This window comes from Lapillicoccus sp. (assembly GCF_025353065.1).
Taxonomy (GTDB): Bacteria; Actinomycetota; Actinomycetes; order Actinomycetales; family Dermatophilaceae; genus Lapillicoccus.
Genome location: NZ_JANXRJ010000223.1, coordinates 1 through 19,334, shown reverse-complemented (window position 1 = coordinate 19,334; position 19,334 = coordinate 1). Strand labels below are relative to the sequence as shown.

Below are 19,334 nucleotides of genomic sequence, written 5' to 3'. Positions count from 1 at the left end.
CCTCGCAATCTGCTGGCATCGGCTCGCCTCGGCCGGGACTGGCTCGAACTGGCCCGAACTGGCCCGGCCACTCGACTCGCCCGTCAGTGCACGTCGTCGGCGGCACGGTCGAGGTGGCGGGACTGCGTCGTCATCCTACGGGGCCCGGGAGCTCTGGCTCGGTCGCCCGCGCGGAGAGCCCCTCGAGGTCCTGCGCCTCGGCGTTCCGGTGATCTCCGGCCAGGACACCCGGGACAGCGGCCTGACTCCGTGTGGCGTCGTCGGCGTCGCTCAGGATCAGGGGGTCCATCGGGTCGACGGGCCCGAGGCGTCGACGGCGCACGATCGAGCGCAGCGTCCGGACCAGGCCGATGACGAGCACGAGGCCGGCCGCCCCCCACAGGACGAGGTAGAAGGTCCGGCCGGGAGGGTTGGCCCGGACGACGAGATCGGCCGAGGTGCCGATCGGCGTGCCGTCCGCCGTGGTGAGGGTCGCGGTGATGGGGACGAGCCCGGCGGCCACGGCCTGCATCCTGACCTGGACCGTCGCCCGGCTCTTGCGCTCGATGCTCTGCGGCTGAGGCTGCTCGACGACCCGCATCCGGGGGTTGCCGGGGGTGAGGACGAGGCGCAGGTCCTGCACGCGCACGTCGAGGTCGTTGATGATGGTCACCTGCAGCACGCCCTCGTCGGCGAGGAAGTTCGTCGTCTGGGCAGAGACCCGGATGCCCAGTGTCGCGTTGCGACCGGCCGCCTCGGCGGCCGCGGTCAGCGTGGCCACGCTGCCGGGCCGCTCGCGCCATCGGCTGGACGTGAGCTGGTCGAGGCTGTCGTTCCAGGTCAGGCGGTAGTCGGCTCCGTCGGGGACCACGGCGGAGACCCGCCCGATCGTGGGCCGGAGCTGCGAGATCCGGGTCAGCGCCGCTGCGTCGACCTGGGGGCTGGCGGCTGGCCAGGTGCCGGCGCCGGTCGTGACCTGGTCGTGCCCCGATGCCTCGGTGAGCAGCGCGTCGGCCGTGGTGAAGGAGAGCCAGGGCACCCCGGACAGAGCGGTGAGGAAGGCGCCCATGGTGGCGGGATCCGGGTCGATCGTGCGCGGCATGGCGACGACGAGCGAACGGTCGATCCCGGGGCTCTCCCCGAGGAGGGCGGCGGTCTCGGCGACGAACTGCTGGGTCATCAGGGCCGACCCGCTCGCCGTCCGGGTGGCCAGGGTGAGCTCACTGAGGGTGTCGTCCCAGGCCAGCAGGGGCAGTCCGGACGCTGACCGCACGGTCGCGGTCGTCGTCAAGCCCTCGGTCTGCGGCACCGCGGACCCGGAGACGAGCGCGCCGCGCAGCGAGCTCCCGTATGCCGTCCTGAGCCCCTTCTCACGGTTGGGGTCCAGGCCGCCGTCGACCGGCCAGGCCACCCCCGTGGAGACCGTGGCCGACGGGCCGAGGCTGCCGGTGTCGGCGACGGTGCGAGCCAGCTCGTCCGTGACGGTCGGGTCCGCGGGGTTCGCCGCCACGGTCCCGGCGATGTCGGCGTCGGCGTAGGGCAGGGCCCAGATGGGGTGTCGCGACCCGGCCGCGCCCAGGGTGGTCAGGAGCGGGGCGACCACGGCCGTGACGAGGTCGGCAGCAACCTGGGCCGGGGTCCGCCCGTCCCGGCCGAGGACGGCCGGATCGAGCGCCCACGTCACCGGGACGGGTGAGGTGTCGGTGCCGCGCACGACCCGGCTGAGCCGGCTCGACGGGGACATCTCCGTGGTCCAGGCCGCCAGTCGGGTCGCGGTCACGTCGGAAAAGAGCTCGGGTCGGGCGGACAGGGTCAGGGGAGCGACGACGGCGACCGAGAGGGGCTGGTACTCCTTGCGTCGCTGCCAGCCGACGAAGGTGTGGAGGGCTTCGCGGGTGGTGCCGTCGTCGAGGACGATGGCCAGGGGCAGGGCCCCCCAGGTGGGCGTGGTGCCCAGCCCACCGGCCGGGACCGTGAGGGTGAAGGGCACGCTGGTGCCCACCGCGACCTGCTGCGGCAGGTCGGCCTCCGCCAGGTTGCGGCCGGCGGGGACGGTGGTGCTCGCCGCCCAGGCCCGCACGTCGAGGCGGCTGCCCGGGCCGTCGGTGCCGCGCACGAGGCGCAGGGTCGGCGCCGAGAGGGCGGCGACGCGGGGAGTGACCGTGCCGGTGATCGTGACGGGCGTGCCGGGTTGGGCGACGGCCGGCGAGACGGAGGTGATCGTGAGGACCGAGGTGGCGGTCGTTGCCGGGTCGTCGGTGCCGACGCCGGTCACCGCAGTGGTCGTCGCGGTCCTGCCCGGCGCCGGCGCGGCGCCCGCCGGCCCGGTCGCCGTCGGCAGCAGCCGCGCGCAAGTGAGGAGGGTGACGCTGGTGAGCACGCGGCATACCCTCTGCCGTCGGCGGCCGGCGGGTCGACTCACGTGGCGACCGCTCGACTCACGCGGTGCCTGCCAGCCGCTCCCAGGCGACCTGCGCGATCCGGCGCTCGTTGGGGAACGTGAGCTGCAGGTGCACCTCGACGAGGGGGAACCACGCCACGTCGATCGCCTCGTGGTCGGGGTCGTTCTCGATGGTGAGCTCTCCCCCGGTGGCCTCGAGCAGGTAGTGGTGGACGAACTTGTGCACCCGCCGGTCGGACGTCGCGAACCAGTAGTCGATGGTGCCGAGCTCGGCGAGCACGCGGCCCACGATCCCCGTCTCCTCGGCGACCTCCCGCTCGGCGGTCTCGGTCAGGGTCTCGCCGGCTTCGATGTGCCCCTTGGGCAGGCACCACTCCACCCTTCCGGCGCGGTTGCGACGGGCGATGACGGCGATCCTGGCGACACCTTCGTGGACGTCGATGACGACGCCTCCGGCCGAGCGCTCCTCCACGGCGGGCAGGCGGCGGGCGTGGTTCGCCTGGCCTGACGTCATGGCACTCATCAGCCCACTGTAACCAGCGACCCTGCGCTCGGTGCGGGCCCGCGCACGTCGCACCGGTCACGTCAGGCCACCCGACCGCCTAGGCTGGACCGCCGTGTCCGTCTCCTCACCACCCCCACCGTCCGGACAGGGCTCTGGGGCGGACGGGGACCGTCTCCGGCGGAAGGCCGTCGCAGGCCTGGCGCCGGTGCTCCCCCTGCTGCAGGAGCTCGGCGGCCTCTTCACCGTCGCCGGGCACGAGCTCGCGCTCGTCGGTGGCCCGGTCCGGGACGCGTTCCTCGGCCGGACGAGCGCCGACCTCGACTTCACCACCGACGCCACCCCCGACGAGATCCTCGCCGTCGCCGGGTCGTGGGCCGACGCGCACTGGGACGTGGGCCGGGCCTTCGGCACGATCGGCCTGCGGCTCGGCGCCACGATCATCGAGATCACGACCTACCGCACCGACTCCTACGACCGGGCGAGCCGCAAGCCCGAGGTGGTCTTCGGCACCTCGCTCGCCGAGGACCTCGTGCGCCGCGACTTCACGGTCAACGCGATGGCGATCCGGCTGCCCTCGCTGGAGTTCGTCGACCAGCACTCCGGGATCGCCGACCTGGCGGCGCGGGTGATCCGCACGCCCGCGACGCCGGAGGAGTCCTTCGCCGACGACCCCCTGCGGATGATGCGGGCGGCCCGTTTCGCCGCGCAGCTCGGTTTCGCCGTCGCGCCTGAGGTCCGCGCCGCGATGGTCGAGCGCGCGTCGACGTTGTCGATGATCTCGGCCGAGCGGGTCCGGGACGAGCTGAGCAAGACGCTGCTCTCGGCGTCGCCCCGGGCCGGGCTCACCCTGCTCGTCGAGACCGGGCTGGCCGCCGAGTTCCTCCCGGAGCTGCCGGCGCTCATGCTCGAGATCGACGAGCACCACCGCCACAAGGACGTCTACGAGCACTCCCTCACGGTGCTCGAGCAGGCCATCGGCCTCGAGGGTCGTCGCCGGGTCACGGGGGTCAAGACCCCCGTCGAGGTGTCCGGGCCCGACCTCGTGCTCCGGCTGGCCGCACTGCTCCACGACGTCGGCAAGCCCGCCACCCGCCGTTTCGAGCCCGCGGGCGGGGTGAGCTTCCACCACCACGAGGTGGTCGGAGCCAAGCTCGTCGCCAAGCGACTGCGGGCGCTGCGCTTCGACAAGGACACCATCAAGGCGGTCTCGCGGCTCGTCGAACTGCACCTGCGCTTCCACGGCTACGGCACCGGGGAGTGGACCGACTCGGCCGTCCGCCGCTACATCACCGACGCCGGCCCGCTGCTGGGCCGGCTCCACCTGCTGACCCGCTCCGACTCCACGACCCGCAACGCCCACAAGGCGGCCCGTCTCGCGCGCACCTACGACGAGCTCGAGGCCCGGATCGAGACGCTGCTCGAGCAGGAGGAGCTGGCCGCCGTGCGGCCGGAGCTCGACGGCGACGAGATCGGTGAGCTGCTCGGCATACCGCCGGGTCGGGAGATCGGGCAGGCCTACCGCTTCCTCCTCGCCCTCCGGCTCGACGAGGGCCTGCTCGGCCCGGATGTGGCGCGCGAGCGGCTGCTCGCCTGGTGGGCCGAACGGCCCTCGGCCTGAGCGCGGTCGAGCGCTGCTGAACCTGCCCGACCGCTCCGATGGGGAGTGCTCCCCATTCCCGGAACCTTCCCGCGACCGTACGGTCGTGTCAGCGCGACCGGGTGGTCCAGGGGGCACCCGGTCGCCGCGCCCGCCGCGCCCACCAGGAACGGCAGCACGAGGCGCGGACAGGGAGGAGGTCGACATGGCATTCACCACGGGAGCCGACCCGGAGGCGCTCGACGCGAGCACCGGCCGGTTCCGCCAGTATGCCGCGGAGCTCCTCGAGATCGACCGCGCCACCTCCGGCGTCGCCCTGGTGCTCGCGCCCAACTGGTCGGGAGACGACCAGGGCGCGTCGATGGCGATCTTTCGGACCAAGGTCGGCCCGTCCTGCCGCCAGGCCAGCGCGACGCTCGCCGGGCTCGCTGAGAAGCTCACCCAGAACGCGGCGGACCAGCGCCGCGCCAGCGGTTCCGGGGGCGGCGGGACCACCGGGGGAGGCAGCCGGCCGGGTGGGTCAGGTGGTGGGCCGAGCGGCTCCGGGGGTGGGCCCGGAACCCCGAGCTGGCTGACCCCCGACGGGCAGGGCCCGGCGCGCACCAGCTACACCCCGACCGGACATACGACGGAGTATGCGGTGAAGCACGGCAGCACCACCACCACCCTCTCCGTCACCGACGGGCCCGGTCAGACGCGGGTGGGCATCGACACCACCACCACGACGGGGCTGCTCGCCGACGGCCAGACCTCCCGCGGCTCCTCCTACGGCGAGACCTACCTCGGCAACCACAAGGTCGCGCAGGACTACGGCCAGAGCATCGGCTACCAGCGCGACCGCGGCCCCCAGCCGCAGCACGCCGCCCCCGAGGGTCCCGACAAGGTCAGCGACCATGCCAGCGCGACCTACAACCTCGCCCACGGCCAGGCGGACGTGGCCGTGGCCACGGTGTCCGACGTGGGCGCGCACCACGAGGTGATGGCCGCGGTCGGCTACGCACAGGCGCAGGGCGACGCCTACTCCGGCTACAAGGACGGCATCCTCGGCGTCGGAGCGAGCGCCACCGCCGGCGCCTATCTCGGCTACGCCCAGGGCAAGGTGATGGCCGGACCGGCGTATGCCGAGGGCAAGGCCTACGCCGGTGCGGAGGCCAACGCATCAGGGATGGTCGGGGTCGGGCCGGACGGGCTGCAGGCGCACGTCGGTGCCGATGCCTTCGTCGGGGGCAAGGCGGAGGCGGCCGCCGGGGTGGACACCAGGTACGTCGACGCCTCGGCCGGTGTCGGGGTCTCCTACGGGGTCGGCATCAAGGCCACCGCCGATGCCTCCCTCAGCCTCGACAAGGTGGGGGTCAGCGCCGACCTCGGGGCGACCCTGGGGATCGGGATCGACATCACGTTCGACGTCAGCTTCAGCCCGAAGGCCGTGATCGACGACGTGGGTCACGCCCTCGACCCGAGCAACTGGTTCTGACCGGGGCTCCCGGCCGATTGCATGAGGTGATGACGGAAGGCGTCGGTGAGAATGGACCCGGAGTGCACCAACGACCACATCGACCGATCCGGGCGCGACCCGCGGAAGGACCTTCCCAGCCATGACGACCGTGACCTACCCGAGCGAGCGCTTCCCGGCGCTCCCGGCGCTGTCGCTCGACCTCCCCGACGGCTGGGAGGCAACGCAGGCCCCGGGCACCGTGCTCGCCGCCCGGAAGCCGGGGCCGGGCTTCATGACGAACGTCGTGGTCCGGGTCGAGCACCGGGAGGACGACTTCGACGTCTCCCGTGCGGTGGCGGAGATCCAGGGCAGCGCCCCGGGGCGGCCGCAGGGCGTGGCCTCGCCGCCGTTCCAGGGCGAGATCGGCGGACTGACCTTCGTCGGGCTCGACCTGTCGTGGGTCGACGACCAGGTCGGCACCATCCTGCAGGTCCACCTCTTCCACGCGCTCGAGGCGCTCGTGCCCGGCGGCGCCGTCCAGATGATCCAGCTGATCGGCTCGTGCGGTGGACCCGAGGCCGCCACGGAGTACGAGGTGCTGCAGGGGGTCCTGCGCTCAGCGACCATCACGCCCTGGCAGGTCGGGAGCGTCGAGCAGGGCGGGCGCGTCGAGCAGAACGGGCCCGTCGGCACCTCGCACGGCGCCTGATGCCCCGTCCTCGGATGAAAGGATCCGCACCATGACGACGATCTCCTCGCCGAGCGAGCTGTTCCCCGCTCCGCCGGAGGTGTCCCTCGACCTCCCGCAGGGCTGGGAGCCGACCACGGCGCCCGGGGCGCTGCTCTCGGCCCGGAAGCCGGGCGCCGACCGAGACTTCATGAGCAACGTGCTGGTGCGTGTCGAGCACCGGGAGGACGATTTCACCGTCGACCGCGCGGTCGAGGAGATCCGGGCCACCGCCGCGGGGAGGGCACAGGGCGAGACCGCCGGCGTGTTCCGGGGTGAGATCGATGGCTGTGTCTTCGACGGCATCGACCTCTCCTGGGTGGACGACCGCGCCGGCACCCTGCTGCAGGTGCACCTGTTCCACACCTTGGAGCCCGTCGTGCCGGGAGGTGCCGTCAACCTCCTGCAGCTGGTCGGCACCTGCGGTGGCTCGGCTGCAGCCACGGACTACCCGGTCATCAAGACGATCATCCGGAGCGCCAGGGTCGTCCCCTGGAAGGCTCGCTCCGGCGTGCGGGCATGACCGTGATGCTCGAGCTCACGGCAGGAGTGGCGACCGACGTCGGTCGGGTCCGCGACCACAACGAGGACGCCGCGGTCGCCTCGGAGTCCGTGTTCGCCGTCGCCGACGGGATGGGTGGGCACGCGGCGGGCGAGGTGGCCAGCGAGATCGCCGCGCGCACCGTGGGGCGGCTCGACGGGATGGCCCGGCTGCGGCTGCAGGACATCGTCGCCCAGGTCGACGAAGCCAACCGCACCATCCTGCGCTCCGCCGCGAACGACCCCCGGCAGGCCGGCATGGGCACGACGCTGGCCGGACTGGCGGTCATCGAGGTCAGCGGCAGCGACCACTGGGCCGTCTTCAACATCGGGGACTCCCGCGTCTACCGGCTCTCACGGGACGGTGAGCTCGAGCTGGTCACCGTCGACCACTCCGAGGTCCGTGAGCTCATCGACGCCGGGTGGATCACGGAGGAGGAGGCGCGGACACACCCCGCCCGCAACGTCGTCACGCGCTCCCTCGGCCGTGACCCCATGGGCGCGGTGGACACCTGGGTCTTTCCCCAGCAACCCGGCGAGCGCTTCCTGGTCTGCTCCGACGGCCTGAGCAACGAATGCTCCTCGGACGACATCCGCAGCGTGCTGCTCGGTCACCCCGACGCCCAGGCGGCGGCCACCGCTCTCGTCGACCTCGCCTGCGACCACGGTGGACGTGACAACGTCACGGCCATCGTGGTCTCCCTGGCCGGCGCGCAAGGCGTCGCCGACATCGACGAGGAGACGTCGCCTCGAGGGCGCCAGGAGCGCCAGGGTCAGGTGACGACCGAAGGATGGTGAGCTCCCCGACCGTCGACGTCGACATCCCCCCACTCGGGTGGACCTACATCGGTGGCCCCTCGGTCCACCTTCTCGTCGCGCTGCGTGACGACGACGAGCTGCTGATCAGTGCGAGCGACGCCGCCGACAGCGACGACCTCGACGCCGTCATCGACGTGCTGGCGAAGAACGGACCCCGGAGCGCGCCCTCCTTCGCGGGTGTCCACGTCGGTGACCCAATCCGGGTCGTCGCGCACGGCAGCGCCTGGATCGAGGTCGGAACGCCCGAGGGCCAGCGCCTCCTCGCTGCGCCCAGTGCGCGGGTCTGGCTCGATGTCGATCTCGAGGGGTCGGTCGAGGCGATCAGGCTCCGCAGCGGGCCCCGGCCGGATCCTGCTGGCCAGCCGTCTACTGCAACAACAACTCTCGCTGGTATGCCGCCTGCAAGCGACAGTCCGGCCCCGGCCGACGCTGCGTCGTTCCCCCCGGGATCTTCGGGACCCCTGGTGCCCGTCCTGCCGACCGGTGCGGGCTCGGCCGGCCCGCGGGGCTGGTTGACCGACCCGGCGAAGGCACCGGACCCATCGCTCGCCCCGGCCAGACCGGAGGCCGACGCTGCGCTCCCGTCACCCGCCGAGCCGCCCTCCACTTCTTCGTCGATCCCGCTCTCCACGCCTTCCTCGACCTCTTCCTCGACCTCTCACTCGACCCCTCCCTCCGGTTCTCCCCCGGGGAGCAGCCCGCCGGCTGCGGTGGGCTCCTTCCTCGACGGCCTCCCGTCGTGGCGCGACCACCGGCCGCTGCTCGCGGGTGTGCCGCAGACCCCGTTCTCCGGCTCACCACCACCGGCGGCGAGCGCACCGGCGCCTGCGGTGACTGAAGTGCCTCCGGTGACTGTGGTGACTCCCGCAGGGGCATCGGTCGTCGGGGAGCAGACCCTGACGGCGATCCCGTCGCTCGACGGTCCCGGGTCGTCACCTGCTGATCCGTCGCCTGCGGATCCGTCGTCTGCTGATCCGGCGCCCGCGAATCCGGCGCCCGCGCATCCGTTGCCGGGCGACGCCGAGACGGACGGCCCCCACCCCAGCGCGTTGCCTCTCGCCGGTGGGCACGCGCGGGGCGGTCCAGCCTCCGTGCCGCCCGGTCCGGGACCCCTGCCCTCGGTCGACCCGACCGACGTGTGGGCGGCCTCGTCCGACGTCGTGCCCGCACCAGCGGAGGTCGGCTACGACCACCTCTTCGGGCGGACCGTCGACCGGGACGCCTACCTCGCCAAGCTCGTGGCGCTCGGCGATCGCCATGACGAGCGCAACGACGAGCGCGCAGATCCTGACGAGCCGGTGAGCCTGCCCCCGTCCGTGAGGGAGCAACCGCCCGCCGTCCCCCTGCCCCCGGGAACCGACCTCGCCAGCGGCGCCGCGCAACCGAGCGCCGACCCGGCCGCCCTCCCGCAGGTCGTGTCGGCGTCCGACCCCGTGTCCCCGGTGGCCGGCGGAGGTCTGCTCATCTCCTCCGTACCGTGGGCCACCCCTAAGGACCCGGCCGGCCTCGGCGCCGGGACCGCTGCGGGGGCAAACCCCCCCACCGCCCCCAGTACCATTCCCGAGGGACCTCCGGTGGGCGGATGGCCCGCCCCCCAGGTGCCCGGTGCGCCGGTCGTGCGACCCGGGCCGCAACAGGTCACCGCGCCCGGACGCAGCGCGGACGAGCCACCGAGACGAGTGCCTCCGGTCGGGATCTCAACCGTGCCCGTGGCGGCCGCCATCGTCCCCGTGGTGGCACCACAGACCCCGCCGCCCCCGGTTGCGACGCCTCCGGCCACGACGGGAGCGCGGTTCTACTCCGGTCGCCCAGCCGCCGCACCGGCGCCGGTCACTCACAACCCCGACAGCCGTGACAACCCCGACGGCCGCGACAACCCCGCTAATCGCGACGAGTCCGTCACCCCGACGCCGGCCGACACCGGGACGCCTGTGGGCGCCGTGCCCCCCCACGACCAGGGGAGTGGCCCGTCCGTCACGGGGGTGCGCTGCCCGTCCGGTCACCCGAACCCGCCCGACACCAGCCGGTGCCGGCAGTGCTCGCGCGAGATCGCCGCCCAGCAGCCGATCACGATGCCGCGCCCGCCGCTCGGGTACCTGCGACTGTCCTCGGGAGATGTCGTCACCCTCGACCGCGGCGTCATCCTCGGTCGGGCACCCAAGCCGCCTCTGGATCTGCCCGCCGCCTCGCGTCCCCACGTCGTGCGCGTCGCGAGCCCTCGCAAGGACGTCTCGCGCACCCACCTCGAGGTGGTTCTCGACGGATGGCAGGTCGTCGTCCGCGACCTCGACGCGACCAACGGCACGACGGTGACGGTCCCGGGCGGGTGGCCGGTGCGGCTGCGGCCGCAGGAGCAGCAGGTCGTCACGCCCGGCACCAGGATCTCGCTGGCCGACGAGGTCGAGCTGACCTTCGAGGTGGAGCGATGACGCCGACACCCGCGCCCCAGATCCCGGGTCTCGACTACGTCGAGCCGCTGGGCGCGGGTGGCTACGCCGATGTCCTGCTCTACCAGCAGCAGAGCCCGCGGATGCCGGTCGCGGTCAAGGTCCTGAAGGGCGAGGGGCTGACCGAGGCGGTGCGCTCGCAGTTCGTCAACGAGGCCGACACGATGGCGCAGCTCGGCGACCATCCCTACATCGTCCAGGTCTTCCGCGCCGACACTGCGAGCGACGGCCGCCCCTACCTCGTGATGAAGTACTACCCACCACCCAACCTCGCCGCGCGGTCCCGCGTGGAGCGGCTCCCCGTCCCCGAGGTCCTGCGCACCGGGATCCAGCTCGGCAGCGCCGTCGAGACCGCCCACCGGGCCAACATCATCCACCGCGACATCAAGCCCGCCAACGTCCTCGTCAGCCCCTACGGAGTCCCCGGGCTCACCGACTTCGGCATCGCGGGTCGCGGCGGTCCCGAGCAGGACACCGGTGACACCGGGGTCTCCGTGCCGTGGGCTCCCCCCGAGGTGCTCTACGGCCACAACAACGGTGACGTGCGCGGCGACGTCTACTCCCTCGCGGCGACACTCTGGCAGCTGCTCGTCGGGCGGTCGCCGTTCGAGGTCCCCGGCGGCGACAACTCGGCCTACGCGCTCATGCCGCGGATCCGCTCGACGCCGGTCCCCACAACCGGGCGGGCGGACGTGCCCGCCTCTCTCGAGAGGCTGCTCGCCCGAGCGATGGCCAAGGACCCGGCGGCCCGGCCCGCGTCGGCGATCGAGCTGGCCCGCGCCCTGCAGGAGGTCGAGGTCGAGCTGCACCTGCCCGCGACACCGATCGTCGTCCTCGACGAGCAGGGGCAGACGACGACGGAGAGCGCGGGCCCTCCGGTCCTCTCGCCCCGGCCGTCGATGTCACCGGTGCCTGCTGTCGCAACGGCCTACGGCACGTATACCGCGCCGCAAGGGCCGCCGGCACCGCCGGCTCCGCCGCCCGATGGCCACACGCAGCCGCGGGCGCTCGTCGGCGCCGGTGCGCGCGACCCGCGCGACCCCGGCGTGCGGGCCCCCGGTTCCTCGTTCGTGCCATCGCCCCCGGGCGATCATTCGGGATCCGGTGCCTTCGTGCGTCCCGCCCGACCGCTGGACGACCAGCCCCCCGTCCCACCACCTCCGCCGGGCGGGCGCGCCGGGCGGTCAGGGCGTGCCGCGCGGTCAGGCCGGTCAGCGCGGTCAGGCCGGTCAGCGCGGTCAGCGCGGGCGCGAGCCACCCCGCAGGAGAACCCGCGCTGGCTCCTTCCGGTGGTTGCCGGGGTCGTCGTGCTCGGACTGGTCGCGGCGATCGTCGTGCTCTGGCCGCGCAGCACGGCGCCCGCTGTGAGCACGCCGCTGCCGGCGTCGACCGGCAGCCCGACCGTCGCGTCGACCGGGCCCGGCGACGTCCTCGCACCGCCGGCCCTCACCGCCACGACCGGCACCGGGAAGGTCCTCTTCGCCTGGAGCTATGCCGACCCCCGCAGCACCGACGTGTCACGGGTCTACGTCGGGCCGACGGTCGAGGCGACCACCACGGTCCGGCCGTCGTCGCAGGCGGCGCGCACCCTCACGGTCAGCGCCGCCGCCGGGAAGACGGTCTGCGCCGTGGTCCAGGTCGTGCGGGCCAACCTCACCTCCCCGGTGTCCGCCACGAAGTGCGAGACGGCCCAGTGATCCACAGCAAGGTGACCGTCTCCTTCTGCGGGGAGGACTTCGTCGCCGCGCCCGGCACGGACCTCACCATCGGTCGTTCGGGCGACATCGAGATCGACGACAACCCGTTCCTCCATCGCACCTTCCTGATGGTCACCAGTGACAACGGCTTCTGGTGGTTGGTCAACGTCGGCTCCACCCTCACCGCCACCGTCGCCGACGAGCACGGGCTGTTCCAGGCCTGGCTCAACCCGGGTGCGCGAATCCCGTTGGCCCTCAACAAGATGATGGTGTGGTTCACGGCGGGCCCCACGACCTACGACTTCGAGATCACCATCGACCGACCCGCCTTCCGGGCCGTGGCGCGAGAGCAGGACACGGTGACCGAGGAGGGAGGGCAGGCGACCGTCGGACGGGTGGGCTTCACCCCCGACCAGAAGCTGCTCGTGGTCGCCCTGTGCGAGCCCTTCCTGCGGCGCAACTCCCCGGGGACCAGCCACATCCCGTCGTCAGCCGAAGCGGCCGAGCGGCTCGGGTGGACGATCACCCGCTTCAACCGCAAGCTCGACAACGTCTGCCAGAAGCTCGCCGACGCCGGCACCCGCGGGCTCCACGGCGGCGTCGGCAAGCTCGCCAGCAACCGCAAGTCGCGACTCGTCGAGCACGCCCTCTCGACGAAGATCGTGACCGAGGCCGACCTCGCTCTCCTCGAGGGACCCGGGGACGCGCTTCCGGACGCATCCGGGGACGCGCACGGCTGAGCGGCCCGTCCCACGAGGGCGACCACGGCAGGGCCCCCACCACCACGACGGGGCACCGACGACAGGGGGAGGACGAGGGATGAGCACCACCGGCACGCTGAGGCGACGGGCCACGGTGGCCTCCTCCGTCGTCGTCGCGCTCGCCGCCGGAGCCTTCGTCTGGTCCGCGGCGCACGCCAGCGGCGAAGCGGTTCGCACCATCAGCCTCCACGACGGCGGGGTGTGGGTCAGCGACTCCTCACGCACCCTCGTGGGTCGGCTCAACACCGCGGCCGGGCAGCTCGACGCGGGCGTCGGCCTCGGCGAGGTGGAGGGGGCGACCGGCGCCGTCGTCGACGTGGTCCAGGACGGGCCCGCCGTCCTCGTCGTCGCCGGCTCCCCGGCCCGCGTCCTGCCGATCGACCCCGGCACGGCGACGCTGCGCAGCTCCTCGTCGATCGCCCTGCCGCTGCCCTCGAAGGCCACCGGGCTGCCGTATGCCGTGCCCCTGCCGGTCGACGTCCGCGGTGGCACCGTGGCCGTGGTCGACCCGGGCACCGGCCGGGTCTGGGCCGAACGGGTGGGCACCGACGGAGCGGTCCACTCGCTCGCCGCGATCGCGCCCTCGGCACCGCCCCTCGCGGTCGTCGGTGGGGTCGCAGCGGTCGCGGTCGGCGACGACGGATCGGTGTATGCCGCGTCCGCCGCCACCGGCACGGTCGTCACCATCGGTGTCGACGCCACGAGCGGCCGCCTGGGCGCTGCGACGTCGGCGCCCCTCGGTTTCACGTCCAAGGCCGTCGAGCTCACCGTCGTCGGGAACCGTTGGGTGGCCTACGATCCCGCGACGGCCCTGCTGCATGCCGCGGGTCTCGCCGCACCGGTCGAGGTGTCCGACGACTCCCCGTCACAGACCGGCGGCCTCGCCCAGGTGGCCCTGCAGCAGCCCGGGGCCGACAGCCCCTATGTCCTCGTTGAGACCCCCGCCGAGCTCAAGGTCGTCCCGCTGGGCGACGGCAGCCAGAGCGGGACCGTCGTCGCCCTCGCGGACAGCGCGCGCACCGACGCCCAGGGCGCCCCCTCATCGGTCATCCTGTCCCGTCCCGTCCACGTGGACGCCTGCCTCCACGGGGCCTGGGCGGTGGCGGCGAAGGTCTGGTTCGGGCGCAGTTGCGTTGGCACGGCATCAGGCCCGGCCGCGACCACGACGCAGGCTGTCGAGCTCGGCTCGCTCGCCCGCGGCAGCCACTTCGGTGGCGTCCGGCTGCGGGTCGACCGCGGAATCGTCGTGCTCGACGACCTCGACTCCGGGACCCTCTGGGACGTCGACGCCGATCCGGTGCGGATCGACGACTGGGCGTCCGCGAGCCCTCAGGTCCAGGGCTCATGACCACGTCCGCCCACCCGGCCGAGGAGAGACTGACACCATGACCGTCACCCAGGACCAGGCCGACTGGTTCGCGCAGACGTTCGCGCAGCTCGTGGCCAACGTCGAGAAGGCGGTGCTCGGCAAGCACCACGTCGTCCGCCTGGCGATGACCTGTCTCCTCAGCGAGGGCCACCTGCTGCTCGAGGACGTCCCCGGCACCGGCAAGACGCAGCTGGCTCGGGCGCTGTCCGGCACCGTCCAGGGCACCCACGGCCGGATCCAGTTCACGCCCGACCTGCTCCCGAGCGACGTGACCGGCGTGACGATCTACGACCCCGACCACAAGCGTTTCGAGTTCCACCCCGGCCCGGTCTTCGCGACGATCGTGCTGGCCGACGAGATCAACCGCGCGTCGCCCAAGACCCAGTCGGCGCTCCTCGAGGTCATGGACGAGGGCCGGGTCACCGTCGACGGGGTCGCCCATCCCGTGCCCCGTCCCTTCATGGTCGTCGCGACGCAGAACCCCATCGAGCACTCGGGGACCTATCCCCTGCCCGAGGCCCAGGTCGACCGCTTCCTGATGCGGACGAGCGTCGGATACCCCGACCACGAGGCGACGCTCGCCATCCTGTCCGAGGCGAAGAACCGCGACCGGTCGTCGCTCGTCACCGCCATCGTCACGCCCAACGTCATCGCCGACATGGGCCGCCTCGCCGACGAGGTCCACGTCGACGCCGCACTGCTCAGCTACATCAGCGGCATCGCCGACGCCACCCGTAGCCACCCCTCGCTGCGGCTCGGGCTGTCGGTCCGGGGATGCCTGGCCTATGTCCGCTGCGCCAAGACGTGGGCGCTGTCGCAGGGGCGCACCCACGTCGTGCCCGACGACGTCAAGATCCTCGCCGAGCCCATCCTCTCCCACCGGCTCCTGCTCGACTCCGAGGCGCAGCTCGGCGGGGTCACCGTCGACCAGGTCGTGCGGCAGGTCCTGGCCGACGTCACCCCCCCGGCCCTGAGAGCCGGATGGTGATGCCCCTCGCCGGCCGGCTGACCGCGCGCGTCTCCGCGCTCGGATGGCTCACCCTGCTGCTCGCCGCCGTCTGCTGGGCGCTCGGGGCGTCGTTCGGCTGGCGCGAGCTGCTCATGGTGGCCGACGCCGCCATCGTCCTCTTCGTCGCCTGCGTCGTCCTCACCCTCGTGCGCGCCCGCGTGACGATCGAGGTCGAGGTCTCACCCACCCGGGTGGCGGTCGGCGGCCCGGTCCACGCCGCCGTCGTCGTCACCAACCGGGGCCGGCTGCGACTGCTCCCTCTCCTCGTCGAGCTGCCCGTCGGACCCGGCACCGTCCGCTTCACCGTCCCGTCGCTCGAGGCCGGAGCCGGCCACAGCGAGGTGCTCGCCGTCCCGAGCACCGGCCGCGGGATCGTGCGGGTCGGTCCCGCCACGACGCTCCAGGGCGACCCGCTGGGGCTGGTCCGGCGCCGGGTGCGCTGGACCGACGTGCACGAGGTCGTCGTGCACCCGCGCACCCTGCCGATCCCCACGCTGGGCTTCGGTCTCCTCCGCGACCTCGAGGGCACCGAGACCGAGCACCGCACGAGCGCCGACCTCGCGTTCCACGCCCTGCGGGAGTACCAGCCCGGCGACGACCGCCGCCACATCCACTGGCGCACCTCGGCGCGCACCGGGCGGTTGCAGGTCCGCCAGGACCTCGACACCCGACGCTCGCACGTCACGGTCGTCGTCGACACCGAGCCGCAGTCGTATGCCGACGCGAGCGCGCGGCATACCCGCGCCGACCCCGGCACCGACCTCCGCGCTGCTCTCCGGACGGCCATCCGGGTCGACGCGCGTGCTGCCGCCGGGAGTGCCGCGCCGTCGGCAGCGCCCGCCGAGCCCGACGGGTCGTCACCGGACCTCGAGACCGCCTTCTCCGTCGCGACCTCCCTCGTCCTGCGTGTCCTCAAGGACCGGCAGGAGGCATCCATCGTGTGCGGCGACATACGGCGACAACGGATCTCGGCGCCCGACCTCCTCAACGACATGGCCCGCACCGGTCCGCACGACGCCTCGCTGCTGCGCCAGGTCACGGCCGCCGCGCGCCTGGCCCCCGAGACCAGCGTCGCCTTCGTCGTCACCGGCCCACGCCGATCGACCATCGACCTCGACCGGGCCCTCCACCAGTTCGGCACCCAGGTGCGGTGCGTCGTCATCGTCGTCGGCGCCGCCACCGACGGCATCCGCCGTCTCGAGAGCATGCTGGTGCTCTCGCTGCGCGACCTCGACGACCTGCCGCGCCTGCTCGCCGCCGGACTGCGCACGTGAGTGTCTTCACCCCGCCACCGCCGAGCATGCTCGTCACCGCGCCCACCGCCCGGGAACGGCTGGGTGCCGCGGGCCGGGCCCTCGTGCCGACCCCCACGGCCCTCGAGGACGCGGTGGCCGTGCTGGTCCTCCACCTGCTCACCCTCCTCGGCCTCGCCTCCTCCTTCGCCGGCCCGGCCTGGCTCGTCGTCGGTCTCGCCGGCGGCCTGCTCGCCCTCGTCGTGACCCACGTCCTGCTCGTCGCGCGGATGCCGGCCGTCGTCGTGCTCCTCGCGCTCGCGGCGGTCTACCTCCTGCTCGGCGGCCCCCTCGCGACCCGGCAGGACCTGATCGTCGGCGCGCTCCCGAGCGGGTCGACCTTCGGCGGCCTGCTCGGGACCGCCGTCACGGGGTGGGTGCTGCTGCTGACCTCGGTCCTGCCGGTCGACAGCGCCGGACCGCTGATGGCGCTGCCCTTCCTCCTCGGCCTCGTCGGTGCCTCGGTCTCGTATGCCGTGGCCCGCCGCTGGGACGCCGTCGCCCCGGCTCTGCTCCCGCCGCTCCTCCTGCTCGTGCTGTCGGTGCTGCTCGGGTCGGCCGGGCCGGCGCAGCCCGCGTGGCGTGGCGCGGCCTTCGGCGTGGTCCTGCTCGCCTGGGCGGCGGTGCGGCACGGGCGACGGGGTGCGCCACTGCCGAGTGGCGAGGGCCTGGCCGCCCGCACGTTCAGCAGCGCGGCGCTCCTCGCGCTCGCCGCCGTCGGCGGCCTGTTCCTCGGCCCCCTCCTGCCCGGCGGGCACGCGACGAGGACGGTATGGCGGTCGGCCCTCACCTCCCCGGTCGTCGTCGGCGCGGCTGCCAGCCCCCTCGCCGGCTTCCGCGCCTACACCCAGCCCGATCCCTCAGGGCGTTATGCCGCAACGCTGTTCACCGTCTCGGGACTGCCCGACGGCATCCCCGTCCGGCTGCTCACCATGGACTCCTACGACGGTCGGGTGTGGAGCACGGGGGGTGCGAGCGGTGTGCGGTTCCGCCGCGTTGGGCACGAGATCGCCGCGCCGGTGGCTGGTCTCCCGGGCTCGCCGGTCACCGTGACGGTCACCGTCTCGACGAACGGCTACGCCGACGTGTGGCTGCCGACGGTGGCCACGGTCACCGGGCTCGAGTTCGGCGGCCCCCGCGCCGCCGACCTGGCGGATGCGCTGCGCTTCGACCCGGTCACCAGCGCCGGGGTCCTGCCCGCGGGCCTCGCGCCGGGGGACACCTACCGGCTCCAGGCGCTCGTGACGGCGCCCCCCGCCCTGTCCGCGCTTCCCGCCCGTCTCGCGCTCGCGACCGGCGCCGGCGTCGACCCCAGCCTCGCCCGGCTGCTCGACCCGCGGATCACGGCGTGGAGCGCCGGCTCGACCGACCCCTGGACGACGTTGCGCACCGCGGCCCGCGAGATGCGCACCACCGGCGCCTACTCCGACGGCGGACCCCCCGGCGGCTCCGAGAGCGAGTACCTCCCCGGGCACGGCCTCAGCCGGATGGCCCGGTTCTTCGGCTCCCCCCAGATGGTCGGCGACGACGAGCAGTATGCCGCTGCCCTCGCCCTCGTCGGCTCCCGCCTCGGCGTCCCGAGCCGGGTCGTCCTCGGGGCCCTGCCCGAGGCCGGCGTCGTGAAGGGCAGGGACATCCACGCCTGGGTCGAGGTCCAGACGGCCGCGGGCCCGTGGCTGCCGATCCTGCCGCAGGACGTGGTCCCCGACCGCGGCCGGCACCCGGCGCCGCAGCAGCAGCGGGCCACACCGGCGCCCGTCGTCGCCCCCACGCCGTCGGTGCCTCCGGTCCCCGCGCCCGCAACCACCGTCCCACCCGCCGTCGCCGCGCCGGCCGCTGTCGGCTCATCGAGTGAACGCCCACTCCTGGCAACGGTGCTCATCGTCGGAGGCTGGGCCCTCGGGGCGCTCCTCCTGGTGACGGCCCTCGCCCTGGCGGCGGCCGCCCTCGCGACGATCCTGCGTCGTCGTCGGCGCCGCACCAGCGGCTCACCGGCCGCCCGGGTGGCGGCGGCCTGGGCCGAGATCGTCGACACGGCCGCGGGACTGGGGATCGTCGTGCCGCGAGGACTCACCCGACGAGAGCAGGCCGAGGTCCTCGAGCGCGCCGCCGGCCCCGGCTCCGCGGAGCACGCCCTGCCGCAGCTCGCCGCGACGACCGACGCCCTCCTCTTCGCGGCTCAGGCACCGCAGGACGCCGACGCCGAGGTCGCATGGGTCCGGGCGTCCGGCGTCCGGTCGTGGCTACGCGGTCGGGCGTCGTTCTGGCAGCGTCGATCTGCGGACCTCGACCTCGCGCGGTGGCGTGGGCTGTGGACCGGGTCGCCTCTCGCCGAGCCGTCCGGCCCGCCCCCCAGCAGGTCGTCCGGCCCGCCCCCCCGCAGGGCGGCGGACGGGACCGCAACGGACAAGGGCGAGATCAGGGACGCCGCGACCAGACCGGTCGAGGCGAAGGCGGGCGCGGGCGCGGCGAAGGCGGACGCGCCGAGGGCGGACGCGCGGAAGGCGGGCGCGGGCGCGGCGAGAACCGCGGCGGCGATCGCCATCGCGAAGGCCGGCGCGACGAGCGCGACGACCGCGGGCGCAGCCAGGAGCGCACGAACACGGGCAAGAGCAACCGCGCGCCGGTCAAGCGCGAGGTGCTCGCCAACACGAGCTTCGAGGAGACGCGCATCGCGATCTTGGAGAACGGACGCCTGTCCGAGCTCCACTGGGAGCGCAAGAGCTCGCAAAACATCGTCGGCAACGTCTACAAGG

At 73.7% G+C, this 19,334-nt stretch carries 14 protein-coding genes; 12 read left to right on the top strand and 2 right to left on the bottom strand.

The window, feature by feature from the left end:
* Positions 1–130: 130 nt before the first annotated feature.
* Both Q0R63_RS16900 and Q0R63_RS16895 read right to left on the bottom strand, forming a co-directional pair.
* Entirely contained in the window at positions 131–2,359 is a 2,229-nt protein-coding gene (locus Q0R63_RS16900) for a DUF6049 family protein (protein ID WP_295699827.1), read from the bottom strand.
* Positions 2,360–2,417: 58 nt separating this feature from the next.
* Positions 2,418–2,903 carry an NUDIX hydrolase gene (locus Q0R63_RS16895; protein ID WP_295699824.1) on the bottom strand — a complete coding sequence of 162 codons (486 nt, stop codon included), beginning with the start codon at positions 2,901–2,903 and terminating at the stop codon, positions 2,418–2,420.
* Between the two features lie 178 nt (positions 2,904–3,081).
* Here Q0R63_RS16895 and Q0R63_RS16890 point away from each other — a divergent pair, with 178 nt between their 5' ends.
* From Q0R63_RS16890 to Q0R63_RS16835, 12 genes are all read left to right on the top strand, one after another.
* On the top strand, positions 3,082–4,503 hold the full coding sequence (locus Q0R63_RS16890; protein ID WP_295699891.1) for a CCA tRNA nucleotidyltransferase: 1,422 nt from the start codon (positions 3,082–3,084) through the stop codon (positions 4,501–4,503).
* Between the two features lie 184 nt (positions 4,504–4,687).
* Positions 4,688–5,956, top strand: coding sequence for a hypothetical protein (locus Q0R63_RS16885; RefSeq protein ID WP_295699821.1), 1,269 nt, complete (start codon positions 4,688–4,690; stop codon positions 5,954–5,956).
* 121 nt (positions 5,957–6,077) lie between these two features.
* A complete protein-coding gene (locus tag Q0R63_RS16880; protein WP_295699819.1) occupies positions 6,078–6,626 on the top strand; it encodes a hypothetical protein in 549 nt (182 codons plus the stop codon).
* A 31-nt stretch (positions 6,627–6,657) separates the two neighbouring features.
* The gene (locus Q0R63_RS16875; protein ID WP_295699817.1) at positions 6,658–7,167 is read left to right on the top strand and encodes a hypothetical protein; all 510 of its coding nucleotides are present in this window, start codon (positions 6,658–6,660) and stop codon (positions 7,165–7,167) included.
* The gene (locus tag Q0R63_RS16870; protein ID WP_295699815.1) at positions 7,164–7,982 is read left to right on the top strand and encodes a protein phosphatase 2C domain-containing protein; all 819 of its coding nucleotides are present in this window, start codon (positions 7,164–7,166) and stop codon (positions 7,980–7,982) included. The genes Q0R63_RS16875 and Q0R63_RS16870 overlap by 4 nt, the downstream gene beginning before the upstream one ends.
* Positions 7,976–10,432: an FHA domain-containing protein gene (locus tag Q0R63_RS16865; RefSeq protein WP_295699814.1), complete on the top strand. Its 2,457-nt coding sequence runs from the start codon at positions 7,976–7,978 to the stop codon at positions 10,430–10,432. Before Q0R63_RS16870 ends, Q0R63_RS16865 begins: the two co-directional genes overlap by 7 nt.
* Positions 10,429–12,147, top strand: a complete 1,719-nt coding sequence (locus Q0R63_RS16860) for a serine/threonine-protein kinase (RefSeq protein WP_295699813.1) — start codon at positions 10,429–10,431, stop codon at positions 12,145–12,147. Before Q0R63_RS16865 ends, Q0R63_RS16860 begins: the two co-directional genes overlap by 4 nt.
* 11 nt (positions 12,148–12,158) lie before the next feature.
* Positions 12,159–12,887, top strand: a complete 729-nt coding sequence (locus Q0R63_RS16855; RefSeq protein ID WP_295699811.1) for a hypothetical protein — start codon at positions 12,159–12,161, stop codon at positions 12,885–12,887.
* Positions 12,888–12,966: 79 nt separating this feature from the next.
* Positions 12,967–14,256, top strand: coding sequence for a hypothetical protein (locus Q0R63_RS16850; protein ID WP_295699810.1), 1,290 nt, complete (start codon positions 12,967–12,969; stop codon positions 14,254–14,256).
* A 37-nt stretch (positions 14,257–14,293) separates the two neighbouring features.
* The gene (locus Q0R63_RS16845; RefSeq protein WP_295699808.1) at positions 14,294–15,265 is read left to right on the top strand and encodes a MoxR family ATPase; all 972 of its coding nucleotides are present in this window, start codon (positions 14,294–14,296) and stop codon (positions 15,263–15,265) included.
* Positions 15,259–16,560: a DUF58 domain-containing protein gene (locus Q0R63_RS16840; protein ID WP_295699806.1), complete on the top strand. Its 1,302-nt coding sequence runs from the start codon at positions 15,259–15,261 to the stop codon at positions 16,558–16,560. Before Q0R63_RS16845 ends, Q0R63_RS16840 begins: the two co-directional genes overlap by 7 nt.
* Positions 16,557–19,334, top strand: a 2,778-nt coding sequence (locus Q0R63_RS16835; protein ID WP_295699802.1) for a transglutaminase-like domain-containing protein, incomplete at its 3' end; no start/stop codon positions are given. The genes Q0R63_RS16840 and Q0R63_RS16835, both read left to right, overlap by 4 nt.